Origin of the sequence: Pseudomonas sp. GD03858, from assembly GCF_029840925.1 — a bacterium.
In the GTDB taxonomy this organism is placed as follows: Bacteria; Pseudomonadota; Gammaproteobacteria; order Pseudomonadales; family Pseudomonadaceae; genus Aquipseudomonas.
This window is the reverse complement of the sequence record NZ_JAOCDM010000126.1, coordinates 1-16,095: the sequence shown is the minus strand read 5'-3', so window position 1 is coordinate 16,095 and position 16,095 is coordinate 1. Positions and strand designations below refer to the sequence as shown.

At 63.4% G+C, this 16,095-nt stretch carries 12 protein-coding genes and 4 tRNA genes; 1 reads left to right on the top strand and 15 read right to left on the bottom strand.

Annotated features, from left to right (window positions below; genetic code table 11):
• Positions 1 to 37: 37 nt before the first annotated feature.
• The 8 genes from mgtE to alaS all read right to left on the bottom strand — a co-directional run bounded on the left by mgtE (position 38) and on the right by alaS (position 6,749).
• Positions 38 to 1,480 (bottom strand): magnesium transporter, encoded by a 1,443-nt coding sequence (gene mgtE, locus N5D48_RS23130; protein ID WP_279888280.1) that lies wholly within the window; start codon positions 1,478 to 1,480, stop codon positions 38 to 40.
• Between the two features lie 386 nt (positions 1,481 to 1,866).
• Positions 1,867 to 1,943: transfer RNA gene (locus N5D48_RS23125), tRNA-Arg, on the bottom strand.
• Between the two features lie 70 nt (positions 1,944 to 2,013).
• Positions 2,014 to 2,090: transfer RNA gene (locus tag N5D48_RS23120), tRNA-Arg, on the bottom strand.
• Positions 2,091 to 2,160: 70 nt separating this feature from the next.
• Positions 2,161 to 2,237, bottom strand: a tRNA-Arg gene (locus tag N5D48_RS23115).
• Positions 2,238 to 2,285: 48 nt separating this feature from the next.
• Positions 2,286 to 2,376, bottom strand: a tRNA-Ser gene (locus N5D48_RS23110).
• A 72-nt stretch (positions 2,377 to 2,448) separates the two neighbouring features.
• The gene (csrA, locus tag N5D48_RS23105) at positions 2,449 to 2,637 is read right to left on the bottom strand and encodes a carbon storage regulator CsrA (protein ID WP_003254503.1); all 189 of its coding nucleotides are present in this window, start codon (positions 2,635 to 2,637) and stop codon (positions 2,449 to 2,451) included.
• A 168-nt stretch (positions 2,638 to 2,805) separates the two neighbouring features.
• Positions 2,806 to 4,041, bottom strand: coding sequence for an aspartate kinase (locus N5D48_RS23100; RefSeq protein ID WP_028691060.1), 1,236 nt, complete (start codon positions 4,039 to 4,041; stop codon positions 2,806 to 2,808).
• Positions 4,042 to 4,124: 83 nt separating this feature from the next.
• Positions 4,125 to 6,749 carry an alanine--tRNA ligase gene (gene alaS / locus N5D48_RS23095; RefSeq protein WP_279888279.1) on the bottom strand — a complete coding sequence of 875 codons (2,625 nt, stop codon included), beginning with the start codon at positions 6,747 to 6,749 and terminating at the stop codon, positions 4,125 to 4,127.
• A gap of 278 nt (positions 6,750 to 7,027) precedes the next feature.
• Here alaS and N5D48_RS23090 point away from each other — a divergent pair, with 278 nt between their 5' ends.
• Positions 7,028 to 8,203: a M91 family zinc metallopeptidase gene (locus tag N5D48_RS23090; protein ID WP_279888278.1), complete on the top strand. Its 1,176-nt coding sequence runs from the start codon at positions 7,028 to 7,030 to the stop codon at positions 8,201 to 8,203.
• Positions 8,204 to 8,233: 30 nt separating this feature from the next.
• On the opposite strand, the gene astE is transcribed toward N5D48_RS23090, so the two are convergent.
• From astE to N5D48_RS23055, 7 genes are all read right to left on the bottom strand, one after another.
• Positions 8,234 to 9,241: a succinylglutamate desuccinylase gene (gene astE / locus N5D48_RS23085; RefSeq protein WP_279888276.1), complete on the bottom strand. Its 1,008-nt coding sequence runs from the start codon at positions 9,239 to 9,241 to the stop codon at positions 8,234 to 8,236.
• A 10-nt stretch (positions 9,242 to 9,251) separates the two neighbouring features.
• Positions 9,252 to 9,539, bottom strand: coding sequence for a topoisomerase II (locus tag N5D48_RS23080; protein ID WP_134690889.1), 288 nt, complete (start codon positions 9,537 to 9,539; stop codon positions 9,252 to 9,254).
• A gap of 15 nt (positions 9,540 to 9,554) precedes the next feature.
• On the bottom strand, positions 9,555 to 10,904 hold the full coding sequence (astB, locus tag N5D48_RS23075; RefSeq protein WP_279888275.1) for an N-succinylarginine dihydrolase: 1,350 nt from the start codon (positions 10,902 to 10,904) through the stop codon (positions 9,555 to 9,557).
• Between the two features lie 23 nt (positions 10,905 to 10,927).
• Complete coding sequence (astD, locus tag N5D48_RS23070) at positions 10,928 to 12,391, bottom strand: succinylglutamate-semialdehyde dehydrogenase (RefSeq protein ID WP_279888274.1); 1,464 nt, start codon at positions 12,389 to 12,391, stop codon at positions 10,928 to 10,930.
• The gene (astA, locus tag N5D48_RS23065) at positions 12,392 to 13,420 is read right to left on the bottom strand and encodes an arginine N-succinyltransferase (RefSeq protein ID WP_279888273.1); all 1,029 of its coding nucleotides are present in this window, start codon (positions 13,418 to 13,420) and stop codon (positions 12,392 to 12,394) included.
• A gap of 55 nt (positions 13,421 to 13,475) precedes the next feature.
• Entirely contained in the window at positions 13,476 to 14,495 is a 1,020-nt protein-coding gene (gene aruF, locus N5D48_RS23060; protein ID WP_279888272.1) for an arginine/ornithine succinyltransferase subunit alpha, read from the bottom strand.
• A 140-nt stretch (positions 14,496 to 14,635) separates the two neighbouring features.
• Positions 14,636 to 15,856 carry an aspartate aminotransferase family protein gene (locus tag N5D48_RS23055; protein WP_279888270.1) on the bottom strand — a complete coding sequence of 407 codons (1,221 nt, stop codon included), beginning with the start codon at positions 15,854 to 15,856 and terminating at the stop codon, positions 14,636 to 14,638.
• Positions 15,857 to 16,095: the final 239 nt, after the last annotated feature.

Here is a 16,095-nt window from a genome sequence, read left to right as displayed (position 1 = left end):
CGCTCCTACAGGGGTTGCGCATGGCCTGAACCCACACCTATAGCAGAAAGAGCGTAGCCAGGCCGAGGAAGATGAAGAAGCCGCCGCTGTCGGTGACCGCGGTGATCATCACGCTGGAGCCCATGGCCGGATCGCGCCCCAGACGCGTCAAGGTCATCGGGATCAGCACCCCCATCAAGGCGGCGAGCAGCAAGTTCAAGGTCATCGCCGCCGTCATCACCAGGCCCAGCGACCAGCTGCCATAGAGCCAGAACGCCACGACACCGATCACGCCCCCCCAGATCAGGCCATTGAGCAGCGACACCGCCAACTCCTTGCGCATCAACCGGCTGGTGTTGCCGGGCGAAACCTGGTCGAGCGCCATGGCGCGCACGATCATGGTAATGGTCTGGTTACCCGAGTTGCCGCCGATGCCCGCCACGATCGGCATCAATGCCGCCAGCGCCACGAGTTTCTCGATGGAGCCTTCGAACAGGCCGATCACCCGCGATGCCACGAACGCGGTGATCAGGTTGATGGCCAGCCAGGCCCAACGGTTGCGCAGCGAACGCCAGACCGAGGCGAAGATGTCTTCCTCTTCGCGCAGACCGGCCATGTTGAGCACTTCGCTTTCGCTCTCTTCACGAATAAGGTCGACCATTTCGTCGATGGTCAGACGGCCAATCAAGCGCTCGCTCTTGTCCACCACCGGCGCGGAAACCAGGTCGTAGCGCTCGAATGCCAGCGCGGCGTCGTAGGCATCTTCCTCGGGATGAAACGTCACCGGGTCATTGGCCATGACCTCCGCGACCTTCTTGTCCGGGTCGTTGACCAGCAGCCGCTTGATCGGCAGCACGCCCTTGAGAATCCCGTCGTAATCGACCACGAACAGCTTGTCGGTATGCCCGGGCAACTCCTTGAGGCGGCGCAGGTAGCGCAACACCACTTCGAGGCTGACGTCTTCACGGATGGTGACCATCTCGAAGTCCATCAGCGCACCGACTTGCTCTTCGTCGTAGCTCAGGGCCGAACGCACGCGCTCGCGCTGCTGGGCATCGAGGCTTTCCATGAGCTCATGAACGACGTCGCGCGGCAGCTCCGGCGCGAGGTCGGCGAGCTCGTCGGCATCCATCTCCTTGGCGGCCGCCAGCAGCTCGTGATCGTCCATGTCGGCGATCAGGGTCTGGCGCACGGCATCGGAGACTTCGAGCAGAATGTCGCCGTCGCGATCCGAGCGCACCAGCTGCCAGACCGTCAGGCGGTCGTCCAGTGGCAGTGCTTCGAGGATATAGGCAATGTCGGCGGGGTGCAGATCGTCAAGCTTGCGCTGCAGCTCGACAAGGTTCTGGCGGTGGACAAGATTTTCCACCAGGTCATGGTGATGCCCTTCCTGACGATGCGTCAGGTCTTCGACCACCCGCTGGCGCTGCAGCAGCTCGATCACCTGCGCGAGGCGATCCTGCAGGCTCTCTTGGGCTTTCTTTACTTCTATTTCGGTCATAGGCGAACTCCACTCCCAGCAGCGGAGCACGCCGGGAGAATCAATCGGTTAGATCTGGCTGTATGAAGCGTGTTAACGAGTAACTACTGGGTAAGTCCATGGTGGGATTCCACAAGCCCCGGCGGGGCTGACGGGCGCAATCATACACTGTGTAAGCTGTCGGATCGCTTAAATTTTTGGCCAGAACAATCGTTTGCGCGATAAAGCTATGACAACGCTCGAAGCCGACAGTGCGACGACACAACCACTTCGAAAAGCACATTGCATACGCCCCTGACCACTCGATCGATTTGAGTCTAGCCGGCGCCAACCGACAAATCAGTCAGGCGGGACCAATAAAAATCAGGAAAAAAAAAGCCCGCTTATATAAGCGGGCTTTTCTTGTGTGGCGGACTCAGGAGGATTCGAACCTCCGACCGCTCGGTTCGTAGCCGAGTACTCTATCCAGCTGAGCTATGAGTCCGTGGGGTAGTTTTAGACCAGATTACCACTGGTGGATCGAAGCAGCCTTGCAGGCAAAGCCACTTCAAAAGTGGCGGACTCAGGAGGATTCGAACCTCCGACCGCTCGGTTCGTAGCCGAGTACTCTATCCAGCTGAGCTATGAGTCCGTGGGGTAGTTTTAGACCAGGTTACCACTGGTTGATTGAAGCAGCCTTGCAGGCAAAGCCACTTCAAAAGTGGCGGACTCAGGAGGATTCGAACCTCCGACCGCTCGGTTCGTAGCCGAGTACTCTATCCAGCTGAGCTATGAGTCCGTGTCTTGCTGTGCCATTCAGATCGCACGAAGCGCTCTAGGCAAATAATGGCGGTGAAGGGGGGATTCGAACCCCCGATACCCTTATGAGGTATACTCCCTTAGCAGGGGAGCGCCTTCGGCCACTCGGCCACCTCACCGCAACACGAGGCGAATATTAAACACACCCTTCCTCGTTTGCAACCCTTTTTTTGAAAAAAACTTCAAAAAAATTAAAGGCTTGGCTCCTCGTCCTTCTCTTTCTTGATCCGCAGGTAGATTTCCTCGCGGTGAACAGCCACTTCCTTCGGCGCGCTCACGCCTATACGCACCTGGTTGCCTTTGACACCCAGGACCGTCACGGTGATCTCACCGTCACCAATGATCAGGCTCTCGGCGCACCGACGAGTCAGAATCAGCATAGTTTTCTCCTCACATGAATCTTCAGGGACAACAGTCTTTGATAAGCAGGGCCTGGCCGGGGACGACGGCATTGGCCCGGATCGACCACCACGGCTGCCTGGACAGGGACAGCCGCGGCGACCAGAAACGCGAAGGGCGCGGCAAGCCGCGCCCCTCCAGGCAGCGTGTCACTCACCCTGTCGGGCAGGCGCGTCGAGCTCGAACGCGGTGTGCAGCGCACGTACGGCCAGCTCTAGATACTTCTCCTCGATCACCACCGAGACCTTGATCTCGGAGGTGGAGATCATCTGGATGTTGATGCTCTCCTTGGCCAGGGCTTCGAACATGCGGCTGGCAACGCCCGCGTGGGAGCGCATGCCGACGCCGACGATCGACACCTTGGCGATCTTGGTGTCGCCGATCACTTCACGCGCGCCGATTTCGCGGGCGGTGTTCTCCAGCACGCTCAACGCCTTCTCGTACTCGTTGCGGTGCACGGTGAAGGTGAAGTCGGTGGTGTTATCGTGCGAGACGTTCTGCACGATCATGTCGACTTCGATGTTCGCAGCGCTGATCGGGCCGAGGATCTTGAACGCGACGCCCGGGGTATCCGGCACGCCGCGAATGGTCAGCTTGGCCTCATCACGGTTGAAGGCGATACCGGAAATGATCGGCTGTTCCATGGATTCCTCTTCATCGATGGTAATGAGGGTACCCGGACCCTCCTTGAAGCTGTGCAGCACGCGCAGCGGGACGTTGTACTTGCCGGCGAACTCCACCGAACGGATCTGCAGCACCTTGGAACCGAGGCTGGCCATTTCCAGCATCTCCTCGAAGGTGATCTTCTCCAGGCGCTGGGCCTGGGGCACGACCCGCGGGTCGGTGGTGTAGACGCCATCGACATCGGTGTAGATCTGGCACTCGTCGGCCTTCAGCGCCGCCGCCAGGGCTACGCCGGTGGTGTCGGAGCCACCACGGCCGAGGGTGGTGATATTGCCGTGCTCATCGACCCCCTGGAAACCGGCGACCACCACGACCCGACCGGCCTTGAGGTCGGCGCGGATCTTCTGGTCGTCGATTTGCAGAATGCGCGCCTTGTTGTGCGCGCTGTCGGTGAGGATGCGCACCTGGTTGCCGGTGTAGGACACCGCCGGCACGCCGCGCTTCATCAAGGCCATGGACAACAGGGCGATGGTGACCTGCTCGCCAGTCGAAACGATCACGTCCAGCTCACGGGGTTCGGGCTTGTCGGTGATCTGCTTCGCCAGGTCGATCAGGCGATTGGTTTCCCCGCTCATCGCCGACAGCACGACCACCAGGTCGGTACCCTGCTCGCGGAATTTCTTGACCTTGTCGGCAACCTGCTCGATCCGCTCGATGGAACCGACAGAGGTGCCGCCAAATTTCTGTACGATCAACGCCATTTCAAAGGTGCCTCAGCCCTCAAGGGCCCCAAAAAACAATCCAACATGAAGAGGCCGGCCACTAGACGACCGGCCCCCTCATCTCAAAGTCCCTGCTCGGCGAACGGCACTGCCAGGGCCAGGGCCTTGTCCAGAGCAGCGACGTCGACGCCACCGCCCTGGGCCATGTCAGGGCGACCACCGCCCTTGCCACCGACCGCCGCAGCGGCTTGTTTCATCAGATCGCCAGCCTTGAGTTGGCCGGAGAGGTCCTTGGTCACGCCAGCCACCAGCACGACCTTGCCCTCATGCTCGCTGCCCAGCAGGATCACTGCGTGGCCGAGCTTGTTCTTCAGTTGATCGACGAGCGCCAGCAGCGCCTTGCCATCCTGCCCATCCAGGCGGGCGGCGAGCACCTTGGCACCCTTGACCTCAACGGCCGCGTTGGAGAGATCGTCCCCGGCGGCGCTGGCGGCCTTGGCCTGCAGCTGTTCCAGCTGCTTTTCCAGCTGGCGGTTGCGCTCGAGCACAGCCGACAGCTTGTCGATCAGGTTGTCGCGATTGCCCTTGACCAGTTGCGCGGCTTCCTTGACCTGCTCTTCGGCAGCGTTCAGGTAGGCCAGCGCGGCGGCCCCGGTGATCGCTTCGATACGGCGCACGCCAGAGGCCACGCCGCCTTCGCTGATGATCTTGAACAGGCTGATGTCGCCGGTGCGCTTGGCATGAATGCCGCCGCACAGCTCGACGGAGAAGTCACCGCCCATGCTCAGCACGCGCACGGTGTCGCCATACTTCTCACCGAACAACGCCATGGCGCCTTTGGCCTTGGCGGTTTCGATGTCGGTCAGCTCGGTCTGCACCTCGGTGTTGCGGCGCACTTCGCGGTTGACGATGTCTTCCAGGGCCTTGATCTGCTCCGGTTTGACCGCCTCGAAGTGGCTGAAGTCGAAACGCAGGCGCTGGCTGTCGACCAGCGAGCCCTTCTGCTGCACGTGCTCGCCCAGCACCTGGCGCAGGGCTTCGTGCAGCAGGTGGGTGGCGGAGTGGTTCAGCGAGGTGGCGTGCTGCACCTCGGCATCGACGCGGGCGTCGACCGTGGCGCCGACAGTCAGCGCGCCGCTGGCGACCACGCCGTGGTGCAGGAAGGCACCGCCGGTCTTGGTGGTGTCACGCACGTCGAAGCGCACGGCGCCGGCCTGCAGGTAGCCGGTGTCACCGACCTGGCCACCGGACTCGGCGTAGAACGGGGTGCGATCGAGGACCACGACGCCCTCCTCGCCCTCAGCCAGTTGCTCGACGGCCTGGCCGTCCTTGTACAGGGCGATGATCTTGCCCTGGCCTTCGGTGGCGTCGTAGCCGAGGAAGTCGGTGGCGGTGTCGACCTTGACCAGGCTGTTGTAGTCCATGCCGAAGGCGCTGGCGGAGCGGGCACGCTCACGCTGGGCCTCCATCTCGCGCTCGAAACCGGCTTCGTCGATGGTCAGCTCGCGCTCGCGGGCGATGTCGGCGGTCAGGTCCATGGGGAAGCCGTAGGTGTCGTACAGCTTGAACACCACGTCGCCCGGGACGACCTTGCCCTGCAGTTGCGCCAGATCCTGCTCGAGAATGCGCAGGCCCTGCTCGAGGGTCTTGGCGAACTGCTCTTCCTCGGTCTTGAGCACGCGCTCGATATGCGCCTGCTGACTTTTCAGTTCCGGGAAGGCTTCGCCCATCTCGGCCACCAGCGCGGCGACGATCTTGTGGAAGAAGCTGCCCTTGGCGCCCAGCTTGTTGCCGTGACGGCAGGCGCGACGAATGATGCGACGCAGCACGTAGCCACGGCCTTCGTTGGACGGCAGCACGCCGTCGGCGATCAGGAAGCCGCAGGAACGGATGTGGTCGGCGACCACTTTCAGCGACGGCTGCTCGTCGTTGCTGCAACCGATGGCCTTGGCGGCGGCGGCCAGCAGGCTCTGGAACAGGTCGATCTCGTAGTTCGAGTGCACGTGCTGCATCACCGCACTGATGCGCTCCAGGCCCATGCCGGTGTCCACCGACGGCGCCGGCAGCGGGTGCAGGACGCCATCGGCGGTGCGGTTGAACTGCATGAAGACGTTGTTCCAGATCTCGATGTAGCGGTCGCCGTCCTCTTCCGGCGAGCCGGGTGGGCCGCCCCAGATGTCGGCGCCATGGTCGTAGAAGATCTCGGTGCACGGGCCGCACGGGCCGGTGTCGCCCATGGTCCAGAAGTTGTCGGAGGCGTACGGGGCGCCCTTGTTGTCACCGATGCGCACCATGCGCTCGGCGGGCACGCCGACTTCCTTGGTCCAGATGTCGTAGGCTTCGTCGTCACTGGCGTAGACGGTGACCCACAGCTTTTCCTTCGGCAGGTTCAGCCACTTGTCCGAAGTCAGGAAGGTCCAGGCGAAGGTGATGGCATCACGCTTGAAATAGTCGCCGAAACTGAAGTTGCCCAGCATCTCGAAGAAGGTGTGGTGACGGGCGGTGTAGCCGACGTTTTCCAGGTCGTTGTGCTTGCCGCCGGCGCGCACGCACTTCTGGCTGCTCACGGCGCGGGTATAGGCGCGCTTTTCCTGGCCGAGGAAGCAGTCCTTGAACTGGTTCATGCCGGCGTTGGTGAACAGCAGGGTCGGGTCATTGCCCGGGATCAGGGAGCTGGAGGCAACACGAGTGTGCCCCTGCTCTTCGAAGAAGCGGAGGAAGGCTTCACGGATTTCTGCGCTTTTCATAGGTTCTTCCACGGAAACGGCGGCCATACGTCGAATCGACGAAACGACGGCAAAGGGCGCCATTATATCCAGCCTGAGAGGCGGATGCAGTGTGTTTATGGGGGAGAAACGGTCAATCGGGATGAAATGACCTTCATTTCAGTGATCATGGGCGCAGGCTATACAGTTAAAAGCAGCGGGACAACTCCCAAAATGGGGTCGCAAGGTAGCTCTAAATACCACAGGACGGGCGGTGCAGTGCCGAGAATGCTCCGTTCATCCCAACCATCGGAGCGAACATGCTTACCCTGAAAGAAGTGCTCAAGGGCACGTCCCCAACCGACCTCCACGACAGTCACGCCCTACCCTACAGCGATGCAAACCTCCACCTGGAAGTCATGCCCTCCGCCACGACCGCCCAAGGTGCGATATTACGCGGCACTGCCAAGCAACATGGCGTGCAGTTGCATGTCCAACGTGACCAGCACGGCGCACGCTTGAGGACAGCTGGCACCTGGTACTTCATTGCGATGGCCGAAAAGGATGCCCTGCACATCGCCACCGGCGATGGTGCAGACAGTGTCGAGATCCTCTCCGAGCATGACGGCCTGGTCGTCATCGAAACAGGGGCGGGCAATGACATCATCCAGGGACACTCGCCCGGCCCAGGCAATGTGGTTGTCAACGCAGGCACTGGAGACGACCACGTAGAACTCAGAGGCGGCGGTCAGGCGACGGTCTATGGCGGCGCAGGCGATGACGTGCTGATCACGAACATGCAGCACGCCACGATTTTCACAGGAACGGGAAGCGACACCGTCAAGGCACTGGGCACTGCGGTGATAGACGCGACGATAGGCAGCAATCACGTCGAATGCATTCCCGACCGAGACCACGTCTACAGCAACCCGCAAACCAGGATCACCTCGATTGCACCAAGTACGGGGCCATCTTCTCCGGTACGCGCTCACCCAGGCTACCAGTCCATTCTGGTTAGCGGCGACGCTTCTTACCGTGAACTGGTGGCCTTCAACCTCGCATTGCTGGTCGCCACCGCCACTGGCCGCGCCATGCTGGAAAGCCTGGACGCCAGCAACGCCCGTATCACCATCGAGAACATCCCCGAACTGGATAATGGTTACTTCAGGGGCGAGCCTTCACAGGGCGATCCCGCGATCCGCCATTCGCAGCATGGAGACAAGGTGCTTGAAGGCCGCATCGGGTTCAATCCCCTTGCCCAGAAAACCGACACACCCGCAGTGGTCATCCTTTATCACGAGCTATGCCACGCCTGGAACAGCGTCAATGGCACGGTTCTACCAGATCATGAGAACCAGGTAACGGGCTTGCCGACGCCGGGCAGTTTCGATTTCGACGGCGATCCTAGCACGCCACCGAACAACACCAATCCAGACCCATTCAACGAGAATGCACTGCGCCGCGAATTGGGCCTGCCTCGGCGCAATGTCTATTGAGGGAGCTTGAACACAGTTGTGTCCGGCATCTCAGGCCAGCTTCTGCCCTGCATCCGGCACGATGAGTATCCCCGCCCTGAGGCCGTTCTTGACCTTGGGGTTGGGGAAGATGATCCGCGCGCCCTCCTCCTCGACGATCCAGCGCGTCTCGGCCAGGTCCTCGGCCAGCAGGTAGCCCTTGCTCAGCTCGGAGAAGTTCTCGATATCCGCCGGCAGGTGCAGGTGGAAGCTGTCGCTGTGCTTGATGATCTCGCGGGAAACGCTGAACAGTTTCAGACCCTCGAGGCTCTGTTCGGTTTCGGGCTCGGCGTGCTCGATGATCTGGATCAGGCGCTCCTCGAGCCGGTCGAGGTTGACCTCTTCGTTCTGCCCGAAGGGGCGAGCCTTGCCAAGCTCCAGGGTGAAGGCCTCGGCATCGAGCTGCTCGTAGGTAAACGCGCTGAAGGTGATCGACGACTTGCTCTGCAGCAGGACCGCCTCCATGCCAGCCGCCGCCAGACGGGCCAGCTCGCGCCGGGAGTGTTTGCGCCCTTCCTTGAATGGGTAGAGCGCGAACTGCTCGATCTTCGAACCGCGAATGGCAGTATGCAGGTCGTAGTGCAGACGGGTGCGCTCGGGCTTGCTGAAAAACACCCGGGCGAACTGCTCGAGCTCCGCGGCGCGCAGCGCCTCGAAGCCACTGGAGAGTTCGTGGCGGCCATTGAACAGGCGGTTGATGTCCTGCTCGATGAAGCGCTCGCCCTTGCGGATCGCCGCGGGGTTGCCGAACAGGAACAGCACCCGCGCACGCGGCTTGATCTTGCCGTTGGCCACACCGTGCAGCAGCCGTTCGAGCAGCTCTATCGGCGCCGTCTCGTTGCCATGGATACCCGCCGACAGCAGCAGGTCGAGCCCGCAATCCTCACCCTCGGGCGGGCGCACTTCCAATGCGCCCTCCCCCAGCCAGCGCAAACGCACGCCCCTGGGGGTCACCTGGGTCTTCTCGGCCGGTTCGTGATCGGTCAGGGTCAGCTCAAGCAGTTTGCCGAGGGCGAGCATAGGCGCTTCCTTAGTGGTGGTGGCCGCAGTCCGGGCCGTGGACGTGGTCGTCGTCACCAGCGTCCGCCGGCTCCATTTCCAGCTGCAGGCTGACCAGGTTGGTGGCCATCGGGCGCAGCAGCAGATTGGCGTACTCGGTGTCGTCTTCCTCGACATCGACACCGATCAGCAACTGGCCACGGCCATCCTGCTGGATCCACACTTCCTTGCCTTGCCAAACCACGGCAAAACGGGTGCAGGAGGTTTCCAGCTGGGTGCCGTCTTCATCTTCCAGGATCAGGCGCAGGGCGTCGGACATTGCAATTTCTCTCTATCAAGGTTGGCGTTGGAACGGATACACCGAGCCCAGCTTGAGGATCTGGGTCAGCTCATCCAGGGCCGTGCGGCATTCCACCAGCAGCTGCGGGTCGGCCAGGTCCGCCTCGCCGAGGCGATCGCGGTAGTGCTTGTCGACCCACTGCACCAGGGTGTCGTACAGCGGGGCGGTCATGATAACGCCTGGATTGACCGCCGCCAGTTCCGATTCTTTCAGCGCCACGCGCAGGCGCAGGCAAGCCGGGCCACCGCCGTTCTGCATGCTCTGCTTGAGGTCGAACACCTTGACCTCCTTCACTGGGCCGCCCTGGCTGGTCAGCTGGCTCAGGTACGTCCAGACACGCTCGTTATTGCGGCACTCCTCGGGCACCACCAGCAGCATCGAACCGTCTTCGCGGCTGAGCAACTGGCTGTTGAACAGGTAGGAGCGCACCGCATCCTCCACCGTCACCGCCGAACGCGGCACACAGATACCCTGGAAGTTGCCGCCCTTGCCGGCCAGTTTAGCCTGCAGCTGGCCGAGCACCGCGTCAGTCTCGAGGAAGGCGTCCTCGTGATAGAACAGCACCTCGCCATTGCCCACCGAGATCACGTCGTTGTGGAACACGCCCTGATCGATCACCGCCGGGTTCTGTTGAGCGTAGACCACGCCAGCGTCGCTCAGGCCATGCAGACGGGCCACGGCCTGCGAAGCCTCCAGCGTCTGACGCGCCGGATACTTCTGTGGCGCGGGGTAGCGACTGTCGAACGCGCTGCGTCCGTAGACGAAGAACTCGACGCCCGCATCGCCATAGGCACGGCAGAAACGCGTGTGGTTGGCCGCGCCTTCGTCACCGAACTGCGCCACGGCCGGCAGCGCTTCATGGTGGGCGAAGACCTTGTCATCGCTGAACATCGCACCGAGCACACGGCTGGTGGTCGGATGTTCGATGCTGCGGTGGTACTTGCAGTTGAGGTTGGCGGCGGTGAAATGCACACGACCGTCCGCGGTGTCGGCACTGGGGCTGACGGTGGCGGCGTTGGCCACCCACATGCTCGAGGCCGAGCAGCTGGCCACCAGCAGCGGCATCGCGTCCTTCGCCGCGCGCTGGATCACCTCGGCATCGCTGCCGGTGAAGCCCAGGCGACGCAGCGCGGCGACATCCGGGCGTTCCTGCGGCGCCAGCACGCCCTGCTTGAAGCCCATGTCCATCAGCGCCTTCATCTTCGCCAGGCCCTGGCGCGCGGCTTCGCGCGGATTGGAGCCCTGCTGGCTGTTGCTCTGCGAGGCCACGTTGCCGTAGGACAGGCCGCCGTAGTTATGGGTCGGCCCCACCAGGCCATCAAAATTCACTTCAAAGGATTTCATCGGCTAGGCTCCGAGACCTGTTGTTATAGGGTGACGCCCGGCGTCAGGGTCGCCGGCAGTGCAAGGCTCGCGGTCTCCAGCGAAGCCACGGGATAGGCGCAGTAGTCCGCGGCGTAGTAGGCGCTGGCGCGATGGTTGCCACTGGCGCCGACGCCACCGAACGGCGCGCTGCTGGCGGCGCCGGTCAGTTGCTTGTTCCAGTTGACGATGCCGGCGCGGCTGCGCAGCCAGAAGTGCTGGTAGCGAGCGTTGGAGTCCGACAGCAGGCCGGCGGCCAGGCCGTACTGGGTGTTGTTGGCCTCCTCGATCGCCGCGTCGAAGTCGGCGTAGCGGATCACCTGCAGCAACGGGCCGAAGAATTCCTCATCCGCACGCTCGGCCACGGCCGTCACGTCGATGATGCCTGGAGTAAGCAGGGCTGCGTCACTTTGGGGCTGGGTCATTTCCAGCAACGCCACGCCACCTTTGCCAAGCAGTTCGGCCTGGGCGGCAAGCAACGCGCGAGCCGCCTGCAGCGAGATCACCGAGCCCATGAACGGCGCAGGCTGCTGGTCGAAGGCGCCGACGCTGATACCGCGGCTGACTTCGACCAGGCGCTGGATCAGCGCATCGCCCCAAGCACCCTGCGGCACCAGCAGGCGACGGGCACAAGTGCAGCGCTGGCCGGCGGAGATGAAGGCCGACTGGATGATGGTGTAGACCGCGGCATCCAAGTCCTTGACCTCGTCGACCAGCAATGGGTTGTTGCCGCCCATTTCCAGCGCGAGGATCTTGTCGGGACGTCCGGCGAACTGCTGGTGCAGCAGGTTGCCGGTACGGCTGGAGCCGGTGAAGAACAGCCCGTCGATGCCTGGGTTGGCAGCCAGCGCCACGCCGGCCTCACGCGCACCCTGGACCAGGTTGAGCACACCGGCCGGCAGGCCGGCGGCAATCCAGCAGTTGACGGTCAGCTCGGCGACCTTCGGCGTCAGCTCGCTGGGCTTGAACACCACGCAGTTGCCCGCCAGCAGGGCCGGCACGATATGGCCGTTGGGCAGGTGACCCGGGAAATTGTACGGCCCGAACACCGCCACCACGCCATGGGGCTTGTGCCGCAGCACCGCGGTGGCGTCGGCCAGCGGGCCGCTTTTCTCTCCCGTGCGCTCGCGGTAGCTCTGCACGGAGATCGCCACCTTGTTGATCATGCTGGTGACTTCGGTGGCCGACTCCCACAGGGGCTTGCCGGTTTCCTCGCCAATGCAGTGGGCCAGCGCCTCGGCGTGCTGCTTCAACTGCCCGGCGAACTTCTCCAGCACGTCGATGCGTGCTTCCAGGCTCAGCGATGCCCAGCCCGGAAACGCCTTGCGAGCGGCCTGCACGGCGGCTTCAACCTGGCCGGCATCGGCGCCCTGCCCTTGCCAGACCACCGCCTGGGTGACCGGATTCAACGACTGCAAGGCTTCGCCCTGGCCGGCCAACCACTGGCCTGCGATGTAATGCGTGGTCATTTACTGAGCCTCCCGAGCGGCGGACAGCGGCACCGCGCGCACGTTGTCGCCGGCGCCCAGACGCAGGCGCTTGGCGGTCTGCGGATCGACCACCAGGGTACCGGCCGCCAGGCGCGCAGGCGCCGCAGTGATGCGGCAGTCTTCGCGCTTGCGGTTATGGATGATGTAAGGGGTAGCGTCATCGCCCGGCGTGCCCACGGCCAGCACCAAGGTCTGGCTGTCGCGCACGGCGCGGATCTTCGAAGTCTCGCACTCGATGGCGGGACCTGCATCGAAGATGTCGACGTAGCCCTGGTAGTTGAAGCCCTCGCGCTTGAGCATCGCCAGCGCGGGCTCGGTATCGGTGTGCACGCGACCGATGACATTGCGCGCGGCCTCCGACAGGAAGCAGGTGTACAGCGGGAACTTGGGCATCAGCTCGGCGATGAACGATTTGTTGCCCACGCCGGTCAGGTAGTCGGCCTGGCTGAACTCCATCTTGAAGAAGTGCCGCCCCAGGCTCTCCCAGAACGGCGAACGCCCCTGCTCGTCGGACATGCCGCGCATCTCGGCGATGATCTTGTTGCCGAACAGCTCCGGGAACTCGGCGATGAACAGCATGCGCGCCCGGGACAGCAAGCGACCGTTAAGGCCGCTGCGGTGGTCGCTGCGCAGGAACAACGAACACAGCTCGGAGTTGCCGGTCAGGTCGTTGGCCAGGAACAGCGTGGGGATCTCGCGGTAGATGTTCAGCTCCTGGGAAGCGCTGACGGTCAGGCCGACCCGGTAGTTGTACCAAGGCTCGCGCAGGCCGACGGCGCCGGCGATGGCGCTGATGCCGACCACCAGGCCTTCGTCGTTCTCCAGCACGAACAGGTAGTCGGTGTCGCCACGCTCGGCTTCGCCGCGGAAGCTCTTCTCGGCCCAGCCGACACGGTGGCCGAGGCGCTCCTCGTTGGCGGGTAGCGTGGTCAGCCCAGTGGTGCCGGTACTGCGGGCCAACTCGATCAGCGCGGGTAAATCGCTGCTGCGTACAGGACGAACGATCATGCTATCTCCTTGTGCGGCGGTCTGTGCCCACCGCGAAACTCTCTGTTGCGGCGTCTCAGACCGCGACCAGGCGCACGCTGGCGCCCTCGCCCACACCAAGGGCATCGGCGGCTTCGCTGTTCAGGTTGACCGGCTTGCCCGGCACCCAGTCCAGCTCCAGCAGCACCGCGCGGTAGTCCTGCAACTGGCCGTTGCACACCAGGTAGGGGCGCCCGCCCTTGACCGGCGCGTCGTCGAGCTTGACCGGCACCACGCGGCTCTGGGCGATGGAGCGGATGCCCGAGGTCCGGGCATGCAGGGTCGGGCCGCCATCGAAGATATCGATGTAGTGCTCGGTCTCGAAGCCTTCGCGCATGAGGATGTCGAAGGTGATCTGCGCGCGCGGGTGGACCTGGCCCATGGCTTCCTGCGCCTCGTCGGCCAGCAGCGGCACATAGATCGGGTAATGCGGCATCAGCTCGGCGAGGAAGGTGCGGCTCTTCAGGCCACACAGGCGCTCGGCGTCGGCGTAGTTGAGGTCGAAGAAGTTGCGGCCGATGGCGTCCCAGAACGGCGACTCACCCTGCTCGTCGCTGTAGCCGACGATTTCGGTCACCACCGAGTCGGCGAAACGCTCCGGATGCGCGGCCATGAACAGCAGGCGACCGCGGGAATTGAGCTCGGCCCAGCTGCTGCCCACCAGCTCCGGCAGCACATAGAAGCTGGTCAGCAGGCTGTTGCCGGTCAAGTCGTGGCACAGCGACAGGACATGGATCTTGTTGTGGATCTTCAGCTCGCGCGAAGCATGCACGAAGGTCTCGTTGCGAAAGCTGTAGAACGGCTCGGAATAGCCGGCCGACGCGACGATGGCCGAGCAGCCCGCCAGCTTGCCGGTCTCGCTGTCCTCGAGCACGAAGAAGTAGCTCTCCTCGCCATTGAAGCTGACCTCGGCGGCGAAGGAGGTCTCCGAGGCGGCGATCTTGTCGCCCAGGCGGCCGGCATCGTCCGGCAGCGAGGTGACACCAATGGGGCTGTCGGCAGCCATGCGCTGCACTTCGTTCAGATCCGCCATTTGCGCGGGGCGCATCACCAGCATGGTGTCACTCCTTTCGGGATAGCGCGCCGATCACATCGGCACGGAAAAACGGCGGGCACGCGCCACTACCTGCAAGCAGGTGCCCACACTGGAATCAGGTATCGCCGGCCCGCCTGCGGACCGGCGACTGGACCCAGGGCTCAGCCCTGGGTCAGTTTGCGCACAGCGCGCTCGAAGCGCTCCAGGCCTTCGTCGATATCGGCGTCCTCGACCACCAGGCTCGGGGCGAAGCGCACCACGTCGGGGCCTGCCTGCAGGACCATCACGCCTTCCTTCTCGGCGGCGTTGAGGATGTCCTTGGCCTTGCCTTTCCAGGCCTCGCTCAGCACGCAGCCGATCAGCAGGCCGACACCGCGCACCAGGGTGAACAGGCCGGTCTCCTGGCCGATCTTCTCCAGGCGGGTCTTGAAGCGCTCATGCTTGGCCTTGATACCGGCCAGGGTTTCTGGGGTGTTGATCACATCCAGCACGGCGCAGGCGACGGCGCAGCCCAGCGGGTTGCCGCCATAGGTGGTGCCGTGGGTACCGACGGCCAGGTGCTTGGCGATGTCGCTGGTGGTCAGCATGGCGCCGATCGGGAAGCCGCCACCCAGGCTCTTGGCGCTGGTCAGGATGTCCGGGGTCACGCCGTAGTGCTGGTAGGCGTACAGCGAGCCGGTGCGGCCGACGCCGGTCTGCACTTCGTCGAAGATCAGCAGGGCGTTGTGCTCGTCGCACAGCTTGCGCGCGCCTTCCAGGTAGGCCTTGTCGGCCGGGACCACGCCGCTCTCGCCCTGGATCGGCTCGATGACCACGGCGCAGGTCTTGTCGGAAATCTGTGCCTTGAGCGCTTCCAGGTCGTTGTACGGCACATGGCTGATGCCCGTGATCTTCGGGCCGAAGCCGTCGGAGTACTTGGGCTGGCCGCCGACACTGACGGTAAACAGGGTGCGACCGTGGAAGCTGTTCACGGTGGCGATGATCTCGTGCTTCTCAGGGCCGAAACGGTCATGGGCGACGCGACGGGCCAGCTTGAAGGCGGCCTCGTTGGATTCGGCGCCCGAGTTGCAGAAGAACGCGCGCTCGGCAAAGGTGGCGTCCACCAGCTTGTGCGCCAGGCGCAGGGCCGGCTCGTTGGTGAACACGTTGGAGACATGCCAGAGGGTGTTGGCCTGCTCGGTCAGCGCCTTGACCAGTGCCGGGTGGCAATGGCCCAGGGCGTTGACGGCGATGCCACCGGCGAAGTCGATCAGCTCGCGACCGGTCTGATCCCAGACTCGAGAGCCCTCGCCTCGCACAGGAATGAAGGCCGCCGGGGAATAGTTGGGAACCATCACCTGGTCGAAATCGGCACGTTGCACCGGGGCTTGCTCAACGGACATCTGAGTCTCCTGAAGAGGAACGCTGGCCTGGAAGTGGCGAGCGATGAAGGGATTGTAAGGACTGATCGGCGCCTGTCCTTGCTGCCAGGCGACAACTTGTTACAGCGCCAAACCCTGTTTTCACGCGGTTTTCGGCAATGCGACAAACAGTGTCGCAATCGCGCAGTGTAACGGCAGAGCAAGACTGGGTGAACGGTTGTTCATTGTAGGAGCGGCCTTGTGTCGCGAAAGGGCCGCAA

Bases quoted from the DNA above. Each gene is read 5' to 3' on its own strand.
- astE (WP_279888276.1), bottom strand. From the start codon at position 9,241: ATGCTCGCCCTCGGCAAACTGCTTGAGCTGACCCTGACCGATCACGAA.
- N5D48_RS23090 (WP_279888278.1), top strand. From the start codon at position 7,028: ATGCTTACCCTGAAAGAAGTGCTCAAGGGCACGTCCCCAACCGACCTC.
- astD (WP_279888274.1), bottom strand. From the start codon at position 12,391: ATGACCACGCATTACATCGCAGGCCAGTGGTTGGCCGGCCAGGGCGAA.
- alaS (WP_279888279.1), bottom strand. From the start codon at position 6,749: ATGAAAAGCGCAGAAATCCGTGAAGCCTTCCTCCGCTTCTTCGAAGAG.
- csrA (WP_003254503.1), bottom strand. From the start codon at position 2,637: ATGCTGATTCTGACTCGTCGGTGCGCCGAGAGCCTGATCATTGGTGAC.
- N5D48_RS23080 (WP_134690889.1), bottom strand. From the start codon at position 9,539: ATGTCCGACGCCCTGCGCCTGATCCTGGAAGATGAAGACGGCACCCAG.
- mgtE (WP_279888280.1), bottom strand. From the start codon at position 1,480: ATGACCGAAATAGAAGTAAAGAAAGCCCAAGAGAGCCTGCAGGATCGC.
- astB (WP_279888275.1), bottom strand. From the start codon at position 10,904: ATGAAATCCTTTGAAGTGAATTTTGATGGCCTGGTGGGGCCGACCCAT.
- aruF (WP_279888272.1), bottom strand. From the start codon at position 14,495: ATGCTGGTGATGCGCCCCGCGCAAATGGCGGATCTGAACGAAGTGCAG.
- astA (WP_279888273.1), bottom strand. From the start codon at position 13,420: ATGATCGTTCGTCCTGTACGCAGCAGCGATTTACCCGCGCTGATCGAG.
- N5D48_RS23055 (WP_279888270.1), bottom strand. From the start codon at position 15,856: ATGTCCGTTGAGCAAGCCCCGGTGCAACGTGCCGATTTCGACCAGGTG.
- N5D48_RS23100 (WP_028691060.1), bottom strand. From the start codon at position 4,041: ATGGCGTTGATCGTACAGAAATTTGGCGGCACCTCTGTCGGTTCCATC.